The following is a 17,056-nucleotide window of genomic DNA, read 5'->3' as shown; positions in this document are numbered from 1 at the left end:
GCAGTATTTTATTTCAATTCTTATCAGATAATTTGAATGGAGTTCTACATGGGTGTTTAGCAAACAAAAAACGATAAATTAATAATAGCTAATTGACAACGTTTTGTTTGGTGGAAAAAAGAGGCATTGTATATACTAAAAAATTTTATGCCTAGTCCCGAATAATTATGCTTGGTCCGATTTTAATACAAAGCGGAGGTCTCACCACCAAAGTAAGGACAGAACGCTATCCTTTCGGAAATTAGACAAGGAACAGAACTATCTGTAGCCATTTCATGAAGTACGAAATAGTTCCGATTGGTGTAAAGAGCAATTGGAAAGATGGTTTGCGAACCGTCGAGTACGACACCCTTACGCACGGTGGTGTGAGAGGCGTAGTGGCGATTGTTAGGTCGTTACCCGTTTACTCGATTAACTTTAGTTTATTGTTTCAGATGTCACTTGGTTAAAAAACTTAAATTCTTTCGGTAATTCATTCACGATTTTTATGCTATTAGAAAATGCTGTTGGTTTAAGTTTTATAACTTTCGTATTAGCGTTAATAATTATTTTATGTTTACTTTTCATATTGAATACATCTCTATGTTTCAGTTGAACATCATATTCTCCATAATCCATTTCAACAATAAAATATTCACCATAATTAATTTGTCCAAAAGAGATATTATTAAAATGCACATTCATTTTTGTTTTTATTCCACATTCAATAAGTGGACAATAATATTCTCCGTTAAAAAATAAAATTTTTCCATTCCCTAGATTCTCAATATTAATATTGTGTTTTGGTATATAAGTATAATTCTTTTCTGAAATTATTTTTTTTACTCCACAAGAGTTTATAAATAATGAAAGAAGAATTAGAGTTATTATATTATAGTATTTTTTCTGCATTTTTGGTTAATTAAAACTAACGGTTTTGTGTGTTTTAAGTTAGCTTTTTATAATAAAGTTATAATTTAGGTATATAAACAGAAGAATAAAAAGAGAGGATTAAGGTTGTTTTGTGCATGGAGGCCACCATTAAAGGACGCCCTTTAAACAAATCATAGCCACCATGTTTTTCATTCATCATTTAATAAAAATTTGTTTTCGATTAATTTTTTACTAAAACATTTTCTGAAAAATGTTGCATTTTGTTTGTTTCTACCCATTTCATTCCTTTTTGATATCGACTTACGTTATTTTCTGAAGTAGGATCCATTACCAAAAGGTAAATCCATTCGTTGTCCAATAAGGTTTTGAGGTTGTCATTTTTAAGAAGAATTTCCTGAATGTTTTCTTTTGGAGCTTGGATTAAAACTGATAACCGTAATGGTTGGTGATAAAACTTTTCGTCTGTTTCATTTACAGATTGTAAAGGAAGCCCAATTTTTAAATCACCACCATTACCTTGAACGACACCAAACTTTCCAGTAATATTGTGGCTTATTTTAGATCCTCCTCCAAATGTTTCATTATCAACTGTAGAAAAATAATAATGGTTGTTAATCCATTGGGTAACGACCATTGGACCCTGCATTATACCCTCTAAAGCTTTCCCATTTTTATCCAATTCCCAATTGTAGGAATGCAGAAAGCAATGTCCATTCAGGTTCATATCTTTAGTGAGTGAGCGTGGGGCAACAATAAAACCAGCATTTTTTGCTAAACCCCATTCTGGTCTGGTTTCTGACCAAGTGTTTGTTTTTTTATGAACTGCCAAAATACCATTTTTAGAAATTCCAAGACGCTCTTGTGTTGCTGTTTCTTGAGCTCGCTGTAAATCTTTTTTCAAGTTTGATATTTGGGCATTATGTGAACTTGGTAATTCTGAATCAAACAAAACAATCTCGTCTGTTGTGGTATTGTGTTCTGCTCCAAGAAAAAGGGTTGTCTCGGGAATAGTAATCTTGTGTTTTTCTTTTAACGCTTTTCTAACCTCAAGCTGATTGGCTAACCTCGCAAGCATCCGAGCGTTGTGTCTTCCCGGACTAGCAGCACAAGCGCCACAATCTAAACTTGAAGCAAATGGGTTGTTAGCCGAGTGGCTTCCATGTCCAACAAAAACGACTAAGGGAGCGAACTGATTCCAACCCATAAGGTCAAAAGCCGATTTTACAATGGTTGTTTTTTCCTCTAATGTAATGTCAATCGTATCGATTTCGTCTTTATGAGTATGGCATATTTTGGGTTTAGTAATATTCTCGTGAGATAATTCATTATTTCGCTTTGGATTGTAAAGGGGTGCTGGAAAGAGCGTTCTTGATAACAACGAAACGGCGTAAAACACGCCCGAACCTTCCACATAACCAAATGCAGATGGAAGCATATTTTTCATCCGCTTTAGAAAATAATTGGTAAACTTTTTTCTTTCATTCTTCTTTTGAAATTGGACAATCTGTTTTTCTTTGTTTTCTTGAGCTATTTCTGAAACTTGATAGGCAGAAGGGACAATAGGAGGACACGACTTTCGGGATAATCCGTTTTCCAAATTTTTATAATCCATTGCAATTCCAAAAAAACCAGCATAACCAAAAGTTTCATAATTACCTTTAGATTCAACATTTCTTCGGATTAATTCTGAGCGAGTGTCGATACAAAATACCATTTGAGCATCAGGTATTTTTGGAGTATTAGAAATGTTGTTTGATTGATTTTTTAATTCGGAAATCAACTTGTTTTGCCAACTCTTTTCCCAAGCTTTTAAAAATAGGTATTGGATTTTTGCGTTTGGATCAGGAGCCTGCTTGTCATTTGTATCAGGGAGAAGTGACACTTTAAAATGATTGGCAAGCCATAAACGTACAGCCAGGTAATCGGCTAGTGTGATGCTATATTTTTGTTGCCAAGGCGAATTAGTTTCTTCCCTGTGTTTAATATAACCTGCCCAACCTGGTAAAGCATTTATATGATGCTCCATTATGGCCAGTTGCTCTTTATCTGAGTATTTTATTAAGATTTTTGAAAAAACTTCGGTAGCTGTTTTTGGTAGTTTCGATAATGATTTAACCTTGATGTCTTCATCATAAATTGCCAATATTCTCCAAGAACTATAAAACCCATCTTCCTTAAATGGCATTTCCCATTCTGCAAGTCCTTCGTCTATAAATGCCATCAACCATTTTACCATAACCCGATCCAATTTTGAATCGTAATTTTGGGTTTTTATTTCTTGAACAGATTCTAGCTTTTGAAGATATTGTTCTGGAGTTTCAAATAAGTTGTTTGCCGAAAGCAGGTCAATTAATTCTTTTTCATTTATTCTTCCCTCTTGATAAGCTTTTCGATACACCTGAGCTTTGGGAAAAACACGAGCACCTCTTGTTTCTTTAACACTTTGTATTGCTTCTTTAAAGTGATTATTTTCGAATCCAGCTAATGGGTTTGAGGTTACAAAGGAGTATAGGGGCCAAGATGTACCAATGACCTGAGAAGCTTTTTGGATTTTGTTTTGGAAGTTTTCCATAATCATTTGTTTGAAATTTTATAGGTAAGAATTGTTTTTTTATTGGGTTGAGATAAATTCAGCAGTTTTACATAGAGCCATGGTATTTTTTTGTAAAGCCCAAGTTTCATAATAAAAAAGCCTAATAGAAACACTACACCAAATACGATTTGCAATACAGAAAGTGGCTGAGGAACTTCAGAAAAAGGCATGTCTGACATTAAATTAGTCACGCCATTGTAGAGTAAAGCATACGCACCTATTCCAGAAACAGAAAGAACAATGGGAACAATCGCCTTTTGAATATTGGATAAACTCTTTTCCTTCACGATATTGTAAGCAACCTGACCTACTGTGATGGCAACAATTAAAGTAAGAAAAACGCTGGTGTCATTTATATTTGTTTTACCCGTGAGTATTGCAAATAAAATGGCCCCAGCCGAACCAGATATTAGTACAACAATAGCTTGAAAAGGTTTTATTTTTATTTTCTCTAGTTTTTTAGGAGCAGTATGAGCAATTTCTTCTCCTGATGATAAAAACAAATAGGCTTTATAAAACCCATGCAAAATCAAATGAGCTACTGCTGCATTAAAAAAACCTAAACCACATTGCATAATCATAAAACCCATTTGAGCAATAGTTGAACAAGCAAGTTTTTGTTTCACATTTACCTGAAGCAGTTTTGTAAATTGAGCAATAATAGCAGTGAGACCTCCAATGATAAAAATTAATGTTAGCGTATTCGATGTTAATAAAACAGCAGACAAAATGGTAAGCAAAATACCAGCACCATTTACAAAACCTGCGTGCATAAGTGCAGATGCTGGAGTTGGGGCTGTCATGGCTGAAAGCAACCAGCGATGAAATGGGTACATAGCAGATTGTATAATGGCTGCAGTTATAATACAGAATGCAGCAATAATAACAATGTAAAAAGGTATTTTTTCGATATTTTCAACCAGTTCAGTAATGGTAAAAAGATTGCTATAAAAGGAAAGTGTTAAAACTCCAATACTCAATAAAGCTGTACCAGCAAAAAAATATTTCTGAGCTAATCTTGATGCTTCTTTAGCTTCACCCCAATCAGAGTTTACTCCAATCAATCGTGCCATAAAAAAGCCCATTAATAACCAAGAAATTAAAAATGGAGCAATATGATTGGACATCACAAAAAGCATAACCGATAACGTAAAACTTAAACTAAGTGCTGTAAATCTTCTGTGATACTTAAAACCTTTTAAGTAATTCTTCGAATAACTGCTAACAACAGCGCTAAAGAAAGTTACAGTTATCCAAATGAGGAGTGTAAATCCGTTTATTCGGAAACTATCATTAAAATTCCATTGTGTATTATTGACTTGATGAAAAATGAGCAAGCCTACTGAGCAAAAAAATAAGAGCCATAAGAGGGGAGTTGCCAGTGCAGCTATTAAGGGGATTTTATGCTCTTCCCTTTGGTTTGATTGATTTTGGGGTAGTTCGTTAGTTAATGCCATATTGTGTATAGGTGTGTATTTTGAATAATTATTCTAAGACTGTGATTTTTATATTTCGTCAACTTTTACGTTTTTTCCACCATTTTTTTATTCCGTCATAAAATCTTTGGTTTGTTTCATAGCTTCCTCTAATTCTTTAATTTGATTTCTTAAGGGTTCTTCATCATATTTGTGATTTCTTTCCCAGTTTTGAAGTCCTTTTAATTTATAATAATTGATTTTTTTGGTTGATGAGTGATGAAATGACATCATTTGCTTGTGATGGAGAGAATTCACCATCCACCAACTGAACTGTATGTACCTGATTTCCAATTTGAGTTCTTATTTTGATTTCCATATTTTAAATTTTAATGATTGATCGTCCACTAAATGTCATAAACCTATAAATTAGTAACTTATGATGACAACTGTACACAATCACGAAAACAAATATTTATTTTTATTCCGCGTAAACCTGCGTAATCCGCGGGATAATTCTCCCGTATCTACTATTTGTTTTCTCGCTGATTTTGCAGACGAGCATAGATTTTTTCGTGGTATGACGAAAAACGGATATGCCGTTTAATGATTTACGACGCAAAGTTTCAAAAACTTAACCATAAATTTTTATTTACATTTGCAATGATTTACATTAAAATATTTTATGAATTATACCTTGCATCAATTAAAGATATTCTTAGAAATATCAGAAAGTAAAAGTGTTACCAAAACAGCTGAGAAACTTTTTTTAACACAACCAGCCGTATCTATTCAATTGAAAAATTTTCAAGATCAATTTTCCATTCCATTAACTGAAATTGTAGGTAGAAAATTATTTGTTACTGATTTTGGAATGGAGATTGCTGAAGCTGCAAAGAAAATAATTGAAGAGGTGCATGCTATTAATTATAAAACACTTGCTCACCAAGGGAAATTAGCAGGGATACTCAAAATATCGATAGCGTCTACAGGCAAATATGTGATGCCTTATTTTTTATCTGGCTTTATGAGGGAGCACGAAGGTGTTGATTTGGTAATGGATGTCACAAACAAAACCAAGGTAGTAAGGAGCCTGGAACTTAATGAAGTTGATTTTGCGTTGGTTTCTGTGGTACCAAAAACACTTGATGTATTTTCGATAGAATTAATGGATAATCAACTTTTTTTGATTGGTAGTAAATCGAATAAAACTTTTAAGAAAAAAGATTTTGAAAAACTACCCTTAATATATCGTGAAGAAGGTTCTGCAACACGAAATACGATGGAACAAGTAGTCTCAGAAAACAATTATCCAGTAAGAAAGAAAATGGAGCTAACCTCAAATGAGGCTGTGAAACAGGCTGTAATTGCTGGTTTGGGATTTTCAATTATGCCTTTAATTGGTTTGAAAAATGAATTACATAATCATGAACTGGATATTATTCCATTAAAAGGCCTGCCAATAGTTACAAAATGGCAGCTTATATGGCTGAAATCAAAGAAACTGTCGCCCACTGCTGTTGCATATCTTGAATTTTTGAAAACAAATAAAAGCAAGATTATCAATGAAAATTTTGCTTGGATAAATCAATATTCTAGTCAAAAATGATGCAATTGCCAATTTAAAAACTGAATTGATGTGTATTCAAAAGCTTCATTTTTAGAGCGTTGGCAAAAAACAGTTGTTTTGGTTTTTACTTGTTATGTTTACCGTAGTATTTTTTTGCCACGGGATGTTCTCATGCTAATATTGAAGTTCCAATCCAAATTCACTCGCCTTATAAGATAGTGTTCTTATTTGTTCAAGATACTTTTCTTCCATTCCCATTTCATTTATTCCGTTAATCGCATTATCAAACATTTTTTCCATTGCCACATAATAGTTCTCCTCCCAATATCCAAAATCGTCGATAATTTCTAAACAACAACTTACGTAATGTAATTCTAATGCCACGTTTAATTGCGTGATTTTCATTTTTCGAACTGTGCGAATTATTTTTCGTGCCTCGGTTTCGCGTAAAACCATATCCCTTCCATGTGGATAAATATATCTTTCAATTTCGTTTTTATATTTATCTGTTAACTTCTCAATATCGCCTGTTGTGAATATATCTAAGAAGTTTTTAGCATCAGGAATTTTTTTATACATGTCCAAAATCAGATTAATGATTTCAGTTTTGTCCATTTGGTTTAATTCCTTTTTTAATGCTCTTAGTGACATATTTAAATTGATTTCTCAGTTTATAGTTAAAGTTTATGTATGAGATTAGTGATGCCTTTAAGCTCCTAATTTAGCAAACCTGCCTGCCGGCAGGCAGGTAAAAAACGAATAGAAAATCTGTGAGTCTTCTGGTAAGTAGTCTATAACTAGCCATTAATTTTGTACGCCAACCGTTTTTTTTAGTTAGCTTCGCATATAGAACAATGCGCTTTTCCTGTTAATTTACCGTTTTTATCGAACTCATATTTGCAACATTCGTTAAATTTTTTCTTTAAAATATCTTTTGCCCTTTTAATTCTCACTTTTACATTTTCAAGACTTATTTCTAATTCCTTTGCAACATCTTTTTGCTTTTGTCCTTTAATATAAGTCAATTCAATTACTTGTTTATAAATTTCGGGCAAATCATTTATAAATCTATCAAAACAACATATTCGCACATATTTTTCGGAAGGAATTTCTTTATTCACACTCAACTGCTCTACATAAACAGATTCTTTATTGAAGTAGTTAAAGATCTCGTTACGAGCAATTTGAAAAATCCATGCTCTTGCTTTTTCTTCCTTTTCGAGGTTAGTTAAATGCTTATGAATTTTTAAGAATGTATTTTGAAAAATATCCTTAGCCTTGTCTTGGTCTTTTACCTTTTTTAGAATGAAGAAATACAGTTCATCATTAAAATTGTCCCATATTTTTTGTGTTTCCATATTCAAAAATAAATAAAAAGGTTAGTTTAAAAACTAACCTTTAAAATATTTAGCAACAATCGCATTTATCACATTCGCATTTAGAACAAGTACAATTATTTTCTAAACAATTTCCGCAATTACATTTTGTGCAATCGCATGCTGTGCATTTACATTTATTCATAACTTTAATGTTTTACTATTCATTAAGTAGACTGGTAAACCACAAAAAAGATACATCGTTTTCGTTTTTTTTTTTTTTAACACATCCAGAATCTCCCAAAAAAGTCTAGCGTGAGCTAAAGAACTTGTTTGTTGTTATTTCAATCGACAAATTAGATTGTTAGCTTCCCCGCATCAGGCACTATGGTGTCTTGAGCAGCTATTATAAAAGAACCTTAATCCCAGAACTACAAAAAGATCTGGGTAGGCCAGACGAGAAAACGCATCAAAGCAGTAATGAACATGGAAAAGTAAGTCCTAAATCTGCCATGTTCTTTTAATCTTCCAAAGAAAGGGAGGTCGAAAACTCCCAAAACAGAAAAAACCAACTCCTAAAAATCCAATCCAAAACAGACCATTCCCCATAAGGGCGAACCGACAAACACCGGTTCAGTCAACACGGCATTCATGTTGGGTCGTACCGACCACACGAATGCTTAGTTATTGTAAAACGTACTTTATATCAGACTTCTATTGAAATATTTACTTTTCCGCCAAGTCCTTTTTCTACAATATCAAATAAAGTCTTTAAAGTCAAATTGCTACCATCATTTTCTACACGAGAAATATAAGTTCGTTTTTTGTCAATCAATTCTCCAAGTTGTTGTTGAGTTAAATTTTTTTCCTCACGAGCATTTCTCAAAAGCAAACCTATTTTAAAGGACTCAAAATCTCTTTCAAGTTCGTCTCTGCGTTCAGTACCTTTTTTTCCGTAAACTTTATCTTTAATGTCTTTCCAGCTTTTAGTTTCCATGTTTTTGGTTTTTTTCTTCGTAATACTCTTTCATTAATCGGACAGCTTTATCAATTTCCTTTTTCGGTGTTTTCTGCGTCTTTTTTGTAAATCCGTTCAAGAGTATAACTAATTTACCTTTATCGAAGAAGCAAAAAACTCGCCAAATATTCGAGCCTAATTTAATTCGGGCTTCAAATAATCCTTTATGAGTTTTCATTGGTGCCAAGTATGTTTTTGGCACATGTTGATAGGTTTCAATTATTTCAATGACCTTAAATATTTTGTCTTGAACTTTTTTCGGTTGAGCAAGCAAAAACTCCTCGAAATAATTTTTGTATTGTATTACTTGCCTAACTTTTCCCATTAAGACAAAGGTAACTTAAAAGTTACTATTTTCAAAATTTTAGAATGTTAATTTTACTTTCCGAGCGTTTTTTGGGTATGTTTTACAACGTATATATAATTAATGGTGTATATATATCCATTATATCTATAGGTTACGAATTTAATGAAATTTTAATAGAATTAAAGCTACATTTAGCAACATAATGCCCGTTTTTTATTACATTAAATGCGTTTTTAAATCCTTCTTTATAATTCTGGAATTCACTGATAGAATTTAAATAAGAGTATAAAAAATTCAGGTAAAATAAGTTTGAGTAGTTCTAGATAATTGTCCAAAATAATATTTTTAAAAACAAAAATCGCAATCTTATTTCAATTTACACACAACTTTTGAGAATGATCCACTTTTGGACTTGATCCTGATCCTGGACTTGATCCTTTTTAATACATATTTTGATGTTTTGGGCAAAATAAAAAGTCCCATAAACATTCAGTTTACAGGACTTTCGTCGATTTTGAATAAATCTTGGCGGAGAAAGAGGGATTGTAATCCTCTTACTATGCTATTATAAATCAGATACTTATGATTTTAAAATCAATAAAGGTAACCGATTTAGACTCCTTTTTTTACGTACTAAATACCACTAAATTGTGTATTGTAAAAGTAGTGAATTAAGTCAATAAATCAAAGGGTTTTTAGTTATAGAACACTAAAATTTGAACTAGTTTTAATAGGGCATGGATTGTTTTTGTTAATGAATTATCTCCCAATTATTAAATGGATTTACTATCCTAAAATCAAGTGAGAGACTTGTTCATATTTTATGCCAGCATAAGCACAAAACTCATCAATGGTTAAGAACTCATTGGTGGTCTTATTGAGGTCTTCTTTAATTTTCCTTACGAGTCTTACACTTTGACGATAACGCTTCCCCGTGATTAGCTGAACGTCTTTTGGATAGATGCATACTCTTTGCATGTCATTTTTCATATACTATCTATGCTTTTGGTTAGGCTTTAATATACATTAGCTTACTAAATGATTCCATTTTAAGCCTGATTAAAAATACTGTTTTTTTAGTCAATTCTTTCTATTGGTAATATACCTCAACTTCCATTCCTTTTTAGAGGTTATTTGTGCTGTTTACTGCCATTTGGAGCAGTTAGTGACATATGGAACTGCCCTTGCCTTTATTATTGATTTAGTCAAGTCATATTTGTTTTCAAATCTATCGAGTTTGTTGCAACATCTTATTGATTTAAACGGATTGTTTAACTAAATAATTAAAATTATGGCAAGGCAAAAAGGCATAATTAAACTAAAAGGTACTATTGGAGATATTACCTTTTATAAAACCCAAGACGGACATTTAGCGCGCGAAAAAGGTGGTATTGATGCAAATAGAATTGCAAATGATCCTGCGTTTCAAAGAACGCGTGAAAATGGTTCAGAGTTTGGTAGAGCAGGGAAGGCAGGTAAACTTTTAAGAACAGCACTACGACCATTGCTCTTAAATTCTGCTGACAGCAGAATGGTAAGCAGATTAACCCAATCTATGGTAAAAGTGATTCAAGCGGACACGACTAGTGTACGTGGATTACGAAACGTGATTGATGGTGAAGCTGAATTGTTATTTGGATTTGAATTTAATATTCGAGGGAAATTAGGAACGAGCTTGTTCGCACCATTTACCGCAACGATTGATCGTGTCGCTGGTACTTTGGATGCTGATCTCGCTTCTTTTATTCCATCTAATATGATTGCAGCTCCAAGTGGAACTACGCATTTTAAAATGGTTTCTGGTGGTGTTGAAGTAGATTTTGAAGCAGAAACTTTTGTTGTTGCTACTTCAGAAACAGCCATATTACCATGGGATACCACTGCAACTGCAGCTATCAATTTGAGTAATGCTGTTACTGCTAACAGCACAAAACCTTTGTTTTTAGCACTAGGTATTGAGTTTTATCAAGAGGTTAATGGCCAAATGTATCCGCTTAAAAATGGTGCATACAATCCATTATTTATTGTAAAAGTGGATAGTGGTGTATAATGCTATTAGTATTACATAGGATCTATTTCCCTGAAGGTACTCATGGACTATTGCAATACGATGGAAAAACTATTTGTTATACCATTGAATTGCCCTGGTTAAATAACAGGCGCATGGTATCTTGTATTCCTGAAGGGAAGTACATTCTAAAAAAGCGATTTAGTAAAAAGTTTGGTTGGCATATACATCTCATTGATGTACCAGGAAGACAATTCATATTAATTCATCCTGCAAATGATGCCAAAAAAGAACTGTTAGGTTGCATTGCACCAGTATCTAATTGCACTGGAATAGGTAAGGGTAATTATTCAAGAAAAGCACTCAAAAAATTGACTGATTTGGTTTTTCCACTGTTAGACAAGAATACGGAAGTGGAATTGTTAATTACCTCTGCTTAAAAGACGTTTCATCTTAAAAATATATGTTATGAATTTAAAAGAACGAGCTAAAGCTCCCACACCTAAATTTTTTAGAATTTTGAGAACCATCGGATTATCATTATTAGCTGTTAGCGGTAGTATTATTGCTGCTCCTATTGCCTTACCTGCAAGCATCGTAACCATTGCCGGTTATGTAGCGGTTGCAGGAGGCGTTTTATCTGCTGTTAGTCAAGTCACGGTTGATGATCAGGCTAAAAAAGAGGTTGAGATACATTAGGACTCATGAAAGCAGATATTTCATTAAAAGTTGGCACCACGTCGGGTACTTTATTGAGTATCATACCGAATATTTTTTCGGAAGATATTTTAAAAACTGTTATTTTAGCAGTCGTTGGTGCTTCGGTTAGTTTCGCTGTATCTCTTTTCTTAAAATGGTTAACAAAATCTAAAAAATAGAATATTCAGTTTTGATTGGTAACCTTTACTGAATTATACAAAGTCCGGTCATTTCGATTGGACTTTTTCTTTTGCAATTAATTTTTTAAAAGAAAAGAAAAAAGAAAGCTGATGTTAAGGTAGCGTGGGTGATGCTGTCAAGGTTTTTGGATAAAAGTTTTTTATACTAAAACCTTGAATCTGACATTTAGAGTTTATTTGAAAAAAGTTTTATTCAAAACCCGTAGGGCTTGACCTTTATAGCATTGGGCGCTGGCAGAAGGAAGCTACCTATATTTGCTGCCTTTTTTTATTTTCATACTCTAATATAAACTTGATTATTATGGAAAATCCTTTTGAAATTATTAACGAAAGATTAAAGAGAATTGAAAACTTACTTGAAAACATCTATTCAAATATTGGTACAAAAGAAACCAATATTATTACTTCTAAAATTATGGATATTGAACAGCTTTCAAATTATTTAGGTTTATCAAAATCGCATATATATAAACTAACAAGTAGTCATACTATACCGCATTCTAAAAGAGGTAAAAGGCTTTATTTTGATAAGGAAACGATAAATAGTTGGGTGTTGGAAAATAAAATATGGACACAGGATGATATTGAAAAACAAGCATCTGATTATTTAATTAAAAAAGGGAAACACTTTTAGGGGAATTAACACTTAAAAAAATAGGTTTCAGTTCGTATTTGAGCGTTGGATGAAGCGTTTGTATGGGTAGTGTTTTAAATAGTTGTTTGATAAAACAGCATTTAAACAAGCTACTTATACAGGACTTTTAGACAATAGCTTATTGCTTTTTTAAGGAACGAAAAAAGTAATGTGCTATGGCGTATAAATACATTTTGTATGCCTATTTTTTTATAACCGCTGACTTGGGTGGTGGGGAAAAGTGGTTTTATAATTTCAAAGAAACGAAAAGTTTATGTTTAAGTTCAAATTTGAGCGTAGGTAAGCCGATATTTAGCTCGTGCCTTTTCTATTTAAAATGAATGTACTCGTGAATATCGGCTAATTGTGTTTTTTGTACAAAATTGTGCGCAAAGGCTAGCCGATATTTTACATAATACCAGTTATAACTACACCCGAAATAAAATACGCCCGTAGGGCTACAAATAGGGAAGTATTATAACTTGTATTATGTAACATAGCTTGGGGGAGTTTAGGGTTTTTATGATACCATAATAGAGGTAATAGCTTATTGTATTTTGGTTTGATTTTATGAAAACCAAAACTGCAATGTGCTATTACCTTGAAGACCAAAAAAACGCTAAACTTGTAAGGTAAGCGGAACAACACAAAAGACAGAGGGTTTTGAGCTTTCGACAGGCTCAAGCTAAAGCAAGCGAGAAAACTGGGTTTTGGGTTGTGGGGACTACAAAATAAAATAGTTTAAACCACCACGCCAGCTGGCCTCTTCGCTAAATCTATCCACCTGATAGATTCTAAACGCTCGATCCGGGTTTTGGGTTGTGGGGATATAATTACTTACTAATATCTTTATTATCCTCAATTATTTGTTGTGTAAGCATTTTTTGTGGAGATACAACAGGTAGAATAATTCCTTGCATATTTGTATTTGATAGACGCTCATAAATAATACCTCTTGCAGTAGAGAAGCTAACGCCTAATAAAGTTGCGATTAACAAACCTGCAAAAATAGGTTCGTTCTTTTCGTTTAATTCAAAATAGTTTTTTAATTCTTCTATTTGAAAATGAAAATCTATATTAAAGTGAGCATTTGCATTATTTGTTTCAGAACTATTGGTTTGGAGGTCAATTAACAGGCCAATTTTAATACGTTCATCTTTTAAATTGTGCATTGTTTTATGCGCAACATTAATACTAAAAGGAACTTTACCTTTGTTAGGTAAATCTTTTATTGAACTTTCAATAATGTTAATATGAAAGAGGTGTAATTTTTCTGGATTTATTTTGACTTCTGACATTACATAGCAATATTGTAATTAGAATCTTCATAATCGTTCATTGCGTTTTCAAGTTCACCGCCTTGAATTAAGCCTAAATACACATATTTAACTTCTGTAATAGGTTCAATATTAATTAAATCGACACCTAAAACAAACTCCATTTTATTAATGCTTTTCAAAGTTAAATTATGAGCACCTGATAGCCATTTTGATACTTCAGAAGGATTTTTGCCTAACATTTTAGCAAATTCACCTTTTTTAATACCACGTTCTTTTAATATGGAATTAATCTTTTCTGTTAAGGCAAGATTTTTTTCTACTAATCTTGCTATTTCAGGATTACCATTTTTGTTTAACCAATTATCTATAATATTGTTTTGTGGAAATTTCATAGTGTGTTTTTAGAAATAGATTTTAAAATCTTCATTACATTCTATTTGTGTATAATCATCGTTCCAAGTGATATCTTTATCTATAAAAGCATTATCAATTGCTTTAGTAATTTGGTTTGCTAATTTAAAATGATCTTTAACATTTGGGCAGTGTTGCGCTTTTTTAGTTGTTTTAATGTCTCCACTAAATAAGAAAACAATGTGTTCATTTGCTCTCAAACAATATAATCGCAAATTGTTTGCTTTCTTTTTACCATACTCTGTATATTGAGGTTTACGGTCAACTCCTTTGGGTGGGAGTGCAGAAGTGTCAGCTGTTTCTCCTTCTGGTCTAAAGTGATGTGTTTGTGCACCATATTTGTTTCCTATAACTTTTAGCCAATTAAGTATATGGTCTAACTTTTTTTTATTCGTATTTGTATGTTGTTTGATAAATTTTTCAAATAAAGAGATTTCATTATCATTAATACATACTGAATAGTAGCCTACTTTTTTGTATTGTGCTATTGGTTTTATATGTGCAAAGTTATTCACTTATAAGTTAATTTACAAATTTATTTCACTTTTAAGTTAATTTTATGATATCTACTATCAACCAAAAGCGCTTTTTAATACAATTATAAAGGTTTCGAATTTATGTAAAACCGTTTACTTTATTGTAAATAGTTATTCACAATCCTTAACAATAATTCAAATTATAAAACGCAAAGTAATTATCCTTCCTTTACAAATGTAATCTCACAAGCTTTACAAATACGTTGTTCTTGAACATATTCACTGATATCATACCAACCACCAGTTTTTTGCCAAATGTCAAGGCCTCTTCCGAGGATTATTTTCCAACCATTATCAGATGTAATTGACCTGTCATGAATGTAATCATCAAATTCATAGGAAAAAATAATACCCATGGATTCTAATGAATATGTCATTTGGTCAAAGGCTTCTTTTACATTCGCTATAAAATCTTCATTATTGCTTGTTACCAGGTGTAATTTGACTTCTGAATCGGTTTCTTTTTTTTCAGCGATTAGTTTTGCAAACTCCATTAAGTTTCTCAATTGATATGGCAATCTAACATAAGGATCCACCACTTTGATATCCGAACTGTTTAATAAATATGCTCCAAACAGGTTATCATAGGAAATACCTGTTTGGTTATCCCTAATGATTTTTTGACCAGGATTTAATTGGATTTTATCTTTTATTTGAGGGCTACTTTCATTTGAAACCATTTGGTTTTCATTTCCTTCAGAAACAACTGGCTTTGGTTTGTATTGGATTTCTTCTAAAGTTTCTATGTCAAATGATTCACCTGAAGATTTACTCACATAACTAAAATCTACTTCTTCAAAGGTTTCATCCATTTTACGCAATTGATCTTTAACGCGTTTTCTGTTTTCGATTGCAAAATCTAATATTTCTTTTGCTTCCAATTCTGAATACGCATCATCTGGATAAATGACTTTAATTAAACCTGCATAGGTTTTTGCTATGGATGTTTTATCTCTAGTTGTAATAGTACTGGATAATTCAAAAAACTTCGTGTAATCGTGCGTACGGTCTTCTTTTCTTAAGTTTTTTAATATTTCAGCCAGATAATCTACTATGAAACCATATTCCGATGTAAACATTTCGTTACGCAATTTTTGAACTTCCCAACCTGGTAAGTAGGCATGCATTCTGTCTAAAAAAGCGGTGTCGTAGTAATCTTTCGGTAGTGCATCGAACAAATCACTATGCTTGAGCATATAAGCTACAGAATGGTCTGTATTCCCCACAAAAACCATAGATGCGGATGCGCCATATACTTGAGTACCTCTTGAAAATGACTTGTTTGCCATATAGTTTTTCATGATGTCTACTAAACCACGATCTACGCGTTTTGTTTTACCTGCAAATTCATCATATGCTACAACATCCCAATAGCCTACCAAACCAATTTCACCAGAACTGTTATTTACAAATAATTTTGCTTTCGATACTTCACCACCAGATATTAAAATTCCATGTGGTGACATTTCTGAATAGATATGAGATTTACCAGTTCCTTTTGGCCCTAATTCAATCAAATTATAATTGTTTTCTACAAAAGGTACTAAACGTGTTAGTTGCAATAATTTTGATCTAAATGTAAATTCAGTAGGATTTAAACCAATGGATTGCATTAGCATGTCTATCCATTCTTCTTTTGAAAACTGTTTACGTGTACTTTTATATTCATCAATATCTACATTAGATACTTGAATGGGTTTTAAACTTTCAACAAACCAAGGTGTGTGATCTCTTTCTTCAGAAGGTGAATACCCTAAAGTAAGGATACACCAAACACCACTTGACAATAATTTCTGATGTTCTTTAATGATACTATCTGAAATTGGTATTCTAGTCAGTCCTAAATTAGCGAAAGACGCCTCATATCTGTCTTGACGATCATTTAATTGCACAGCCACTTTATCAATAATTCTATGAGATCCTTTTTCTCGAACCATTGACTTTATGATTTGGGATTCCTCGCGATGTACAAAGTGTTTAGCTATAATAGTTTTGACTGTTTCAACCCCTTGAATAATGGTTTCTTCATCATCAGTCGCACAATATTGACCTAATAGGTATTCTAAAACGTAAGTGGGTACAATAGCATTACCTTTAACTAGTTTAGTAAGATCTTTACGGACTACTTTACCTGCGAAGTGGGTGTTTATTTTTTCATTTAATGTTTTCATATCCATTAGCTATTAGTTACTAGCG

19 protein-coding genes are annotated in these 17,056 nt (G+C 32.5%); 7 read left to right on the top strand and 12 right to left on the bottom strand.

Annotated elements, in window-relative coordinates; translation table 11 throughout:
* Positions 1 to 417 precede the first annotated feature (417 nt).
* The 4 genes from FEZ18_RS00275 to FEZ18_RS00260 form a co-directional block, all read right to left on the bottom strand.
* Positions 418 to 891 carry a hypothetical protein gene (locus FEZ18_RS00275; protein ID WP_153266455.1) on the bottom strand — a complete coding sequence of 158 codons (474 nt, stop codon included), beginning with the start codon at positions 889 to 891 and terminating at the stop codon, positions 418 to 420.
* A 202-nt stretch (positions 892 to 1,093) separates the two neighbouring features.
* Entirely contained in the window at positions 1,094 to 3,445 is a 2,352-nt protein-coding gene (locus FEZ18_RS00270) for a DUF2309 domain-containing protein (protein WP_228122794.1), read from the bottom strand.
* Between the two features lie 2 nt (positions 3,446 to 3,447).
* Positions 3,448 to 4,803 carry a proton-conducting transporter membrane subunit gene (locus tag FEZ18_RS00265; RefSeq protein ID WP_410505155.1) on the bottom strand — a complete coding sequence of 452 codons (1,356 nt, stop codon included), beginning with the start codon at positions 4,801 to 4,803 and terminating at the stop codon, positions 3,448 to 3,450.
* A gap of 207 nt (positions 4,804 to 5,010) precedes the next feature.
* Entirely contained in the window at positions 5,011 to 5,202 is a 192-nt protein-coding gene (locus FEZ18_RS00260) for a hypothetical protein (protein WP_228122787.1), read from the bottom strand.
* A 118-nt stretch (positions 5,203 to 5,320) separates the two neighbouring features.
* Here FEZ18_RS00260 and FEZ18_RS00255 point away from each other — a divergent pair, with 118 nt between their 5' ends.
* Entirely contained in the window at positions 5,321 to 5,488 is a 168-nt protein-coding gene (locus FEZ18_RS00255) for a hypothetical protein (protein WP_153266452.1), read from the top strand.
* Positions 5,489 to 5,566: 78 nt separating this feature from the next.
* Positions 5,567 to 6,490: a LysR family transcriptional regulator gene (locus tag FEZ18_RS00250; protein ID WP_153266451.1), complete on the top strand. Its 924-nt coding sequence runs from the start codon at positions 5,567 to 5,569 to the stop codon at positions 6,488 to 6,490.
* 135 nt (positions 6,491 to 6,625) lie between these two features.
* Here FEZ18_RS00250 and FEZ18_RS00245 read toward each other — a convergent pair whose 3' ends face one another.
* From FEZ18_RS00245 to FEZ18_RS00230, 4 genes are all read right to left on the bottom strand, one after another.
* On the bottom strand, positions 6,626 to 7,102 hold the full coding sequence (locus tag FEZ18_RS00245) for a DUF6155 family protein (RefSeq protein WP_153266450.1): 477 nt from the start codon (positions 7,100 to 7,102) through the stop codon (positions 6,626 to 6,628).
* A gap of 179 nt (positions 7,103 to 7,281) precedes the next feature.
* Positions 7,282 to 7,809, bottom strand: a complete 528-nt coding sequence (locus FEZ18_RS00240) for a sigma-70 family RNA polymerase sigma factor (RefSeq protein ID WP_153266449.1) — start codon at positions 7,807 to 7,809, stop codon at positions 7,282 to 7,284.
* Positions 7,810 to 8,473: 664 nt separating this feature from the next.
* Positions 8,474 to 8,764, bottom strand: coding sequence for a helix-turn-helix domain-containing protein (locus FEZ18_RS00235; protein WP_153266448.1), 291 nt, complete (start codon positions 8,762 to 8,764; stop codon positions 8,474 to 8,476).
* Positions 8,754 to 9,110, bottom strand: coding sequence for a type II toxin-antitoxin system RelE/ParE family toxin (locus FEZ18_RS00230; protein ID WP_153266447.1), 357 nt, complete (start codon positions 9,108 to 9,110; stop codon positions 8,754 to 8,756). Before FEZ18_RS00230 ends, FEZ18_RS00235 begins: the two co-directional genes overlap by 11 nt.
* A gap of 1,273 nt (positions 9,111 to 10,383) precedes the next feature.
* Between FEZ18_RS00230 and FEZ18_RS00220 the strand changes: the two genes are divergently transcribed.
* The 5 genes from FEZ18_RS00220 (at position 10,384) to FEZ18_RS00205 (ending at position 12,633) form a co-directional block, all read left to right on the top strand.
* Positions 10,384 to 11,142, top strand: coding sequence for a hypothetical protein (locus FEZ18_RS00220; protein WP_153266445.1), 759 nt, complete (start codon positions 10,384 to 10,386; stop codon positions 11,140 to 11,142).
* Positions 11,142 to 11,540: a DUF5675 family protein gene (locus FEZ18_RS00215; RefSeq protein WP_153266444.1), complete on the top strand. Its 399-nt coding sequence runs from the start codon at positions 11,142 to 11,144 to the stop codon at positions 11,538 to 11,540. The genes FEZ18_RS00220 and FEZ18_RS00215 overlap by 1 nt, the downstream gene beginning before the upstream one ends.
* Positions 11,541 to 11,568: 28 nt before the next feature.
* Positions 11,569 to 11,799 (top strand): hypothetical protein, encoded by a 231-nt coding sequence (locus FEZ18_RS00210; RefSeq protein ID WP_153266443.1) that lies wholly within the window; start codon positions 11,569 to 11,571, stop codon positions 11,797 to 11,799.
* A gap of 5 nt (positions 11,800 to 11,804) precedes the next feature.
* A complete protein-coding gene (locus tag FEZ18_RS14585; RefSeq protein WP_194269491.1) occupies positions 11,805 to 11,978 on the top strand; it encodes a hypothetical protein in 174 nt (57 codons plus the stop codon).
* 322 nt (positions 11,979 to 12,300) lie between these two features.
* The gene (locus tag FEZ18_RS00205; protein WP_153266442.1) at positions 12,301 to 12,633 is read left to right on the top strand and encodes a helix-turn-helix domain-containing protein; all 333 of its coding nucleotides are present in this window, start codon (positions 12,301 to 12,303) and stop codon (positions 12,631 to 12,633) included.
* A gap of 833 nt (positions 12,634 to 13,466) precedes the next feature.
* Here FEZ18_RS00205 and FEZ18_RS00200 read toward each other — a convergent pair.
* The 4 genes from FEZ18_RS00200 to brxL all read right to left on the bottom strand — a co-directional run bounded on the left by FEZ18_RS00200 (position 13,467) and on the right by brxL (position 17,031).
* Complete coding sequence (locus tag FEZ18_RS00200) at positions 13,467 to 13,931, bottom strand: hypothetical protein (protein WP_153266441.1); 465 nt, start codon at positions 13,929 to 13,931, stop codon at positions 13,467 to 13,469.
* Positions 13,931 to 14,305, bottom strand: coding sequence for a helix-turn-helix domain-containing protein (locus FEZ18_RS00195; RefSeq protein ID WP_153266440.1), 375 nt, complete (start codon positions 14,303 to 14,305; stop codon positions 13,931 to 13,933). Before FEZ18_RS00195 ends, FEZ18_RS00200 begins: the two co-directional genes overlap by 1 nt.
* 9 nt (positions 14,306 to 14,314) lie before the next feature.
* Positions 14,315 to 14,839, bottom strand: coding sequence for a hypothetical protein (locus FEZ18_RS00190; protein WP_153266439.1), 525 nt, complete (start codon positions 14,837 to 14,839; stop codon positions 14,315 to 14,317).
* A 179-nt stretch (positions 14,840 to 15,018) separates the two neighbouring features.
* The gene (gene brxL / locus FEZ18_RS00185) at positions 15,019 to 17,031 is read right to left on the bottom strand and encodes a BREX system Lon protease-like protein BrxL (RefSeq protein ID WP_153266438.1); all 2,013 of its coding nucleotides are present in this window, start codon (positions 17,029 to 17,031) and stop codon (positions 15,019 to 15,021) included.
* Positions 17,032 to 17,056: the final 25 nt, after the last annotated feature.

The sequence above is a fragment of the Oceanihabitans sp. IOP_32 genome, from assembly GCF_009498295.1.
Taxonomy (GTDB): domain Bacteria; phylum Bacteroidota; class Bacteroidia; order Flavobacteriales; family Flavobacteriaceae; genus Wocania; species Wocania indica.
Note: the sequence above shows the minus strand (reverse complement) of the source record. Positions and strands in the feature narration are given on the sequence as shown.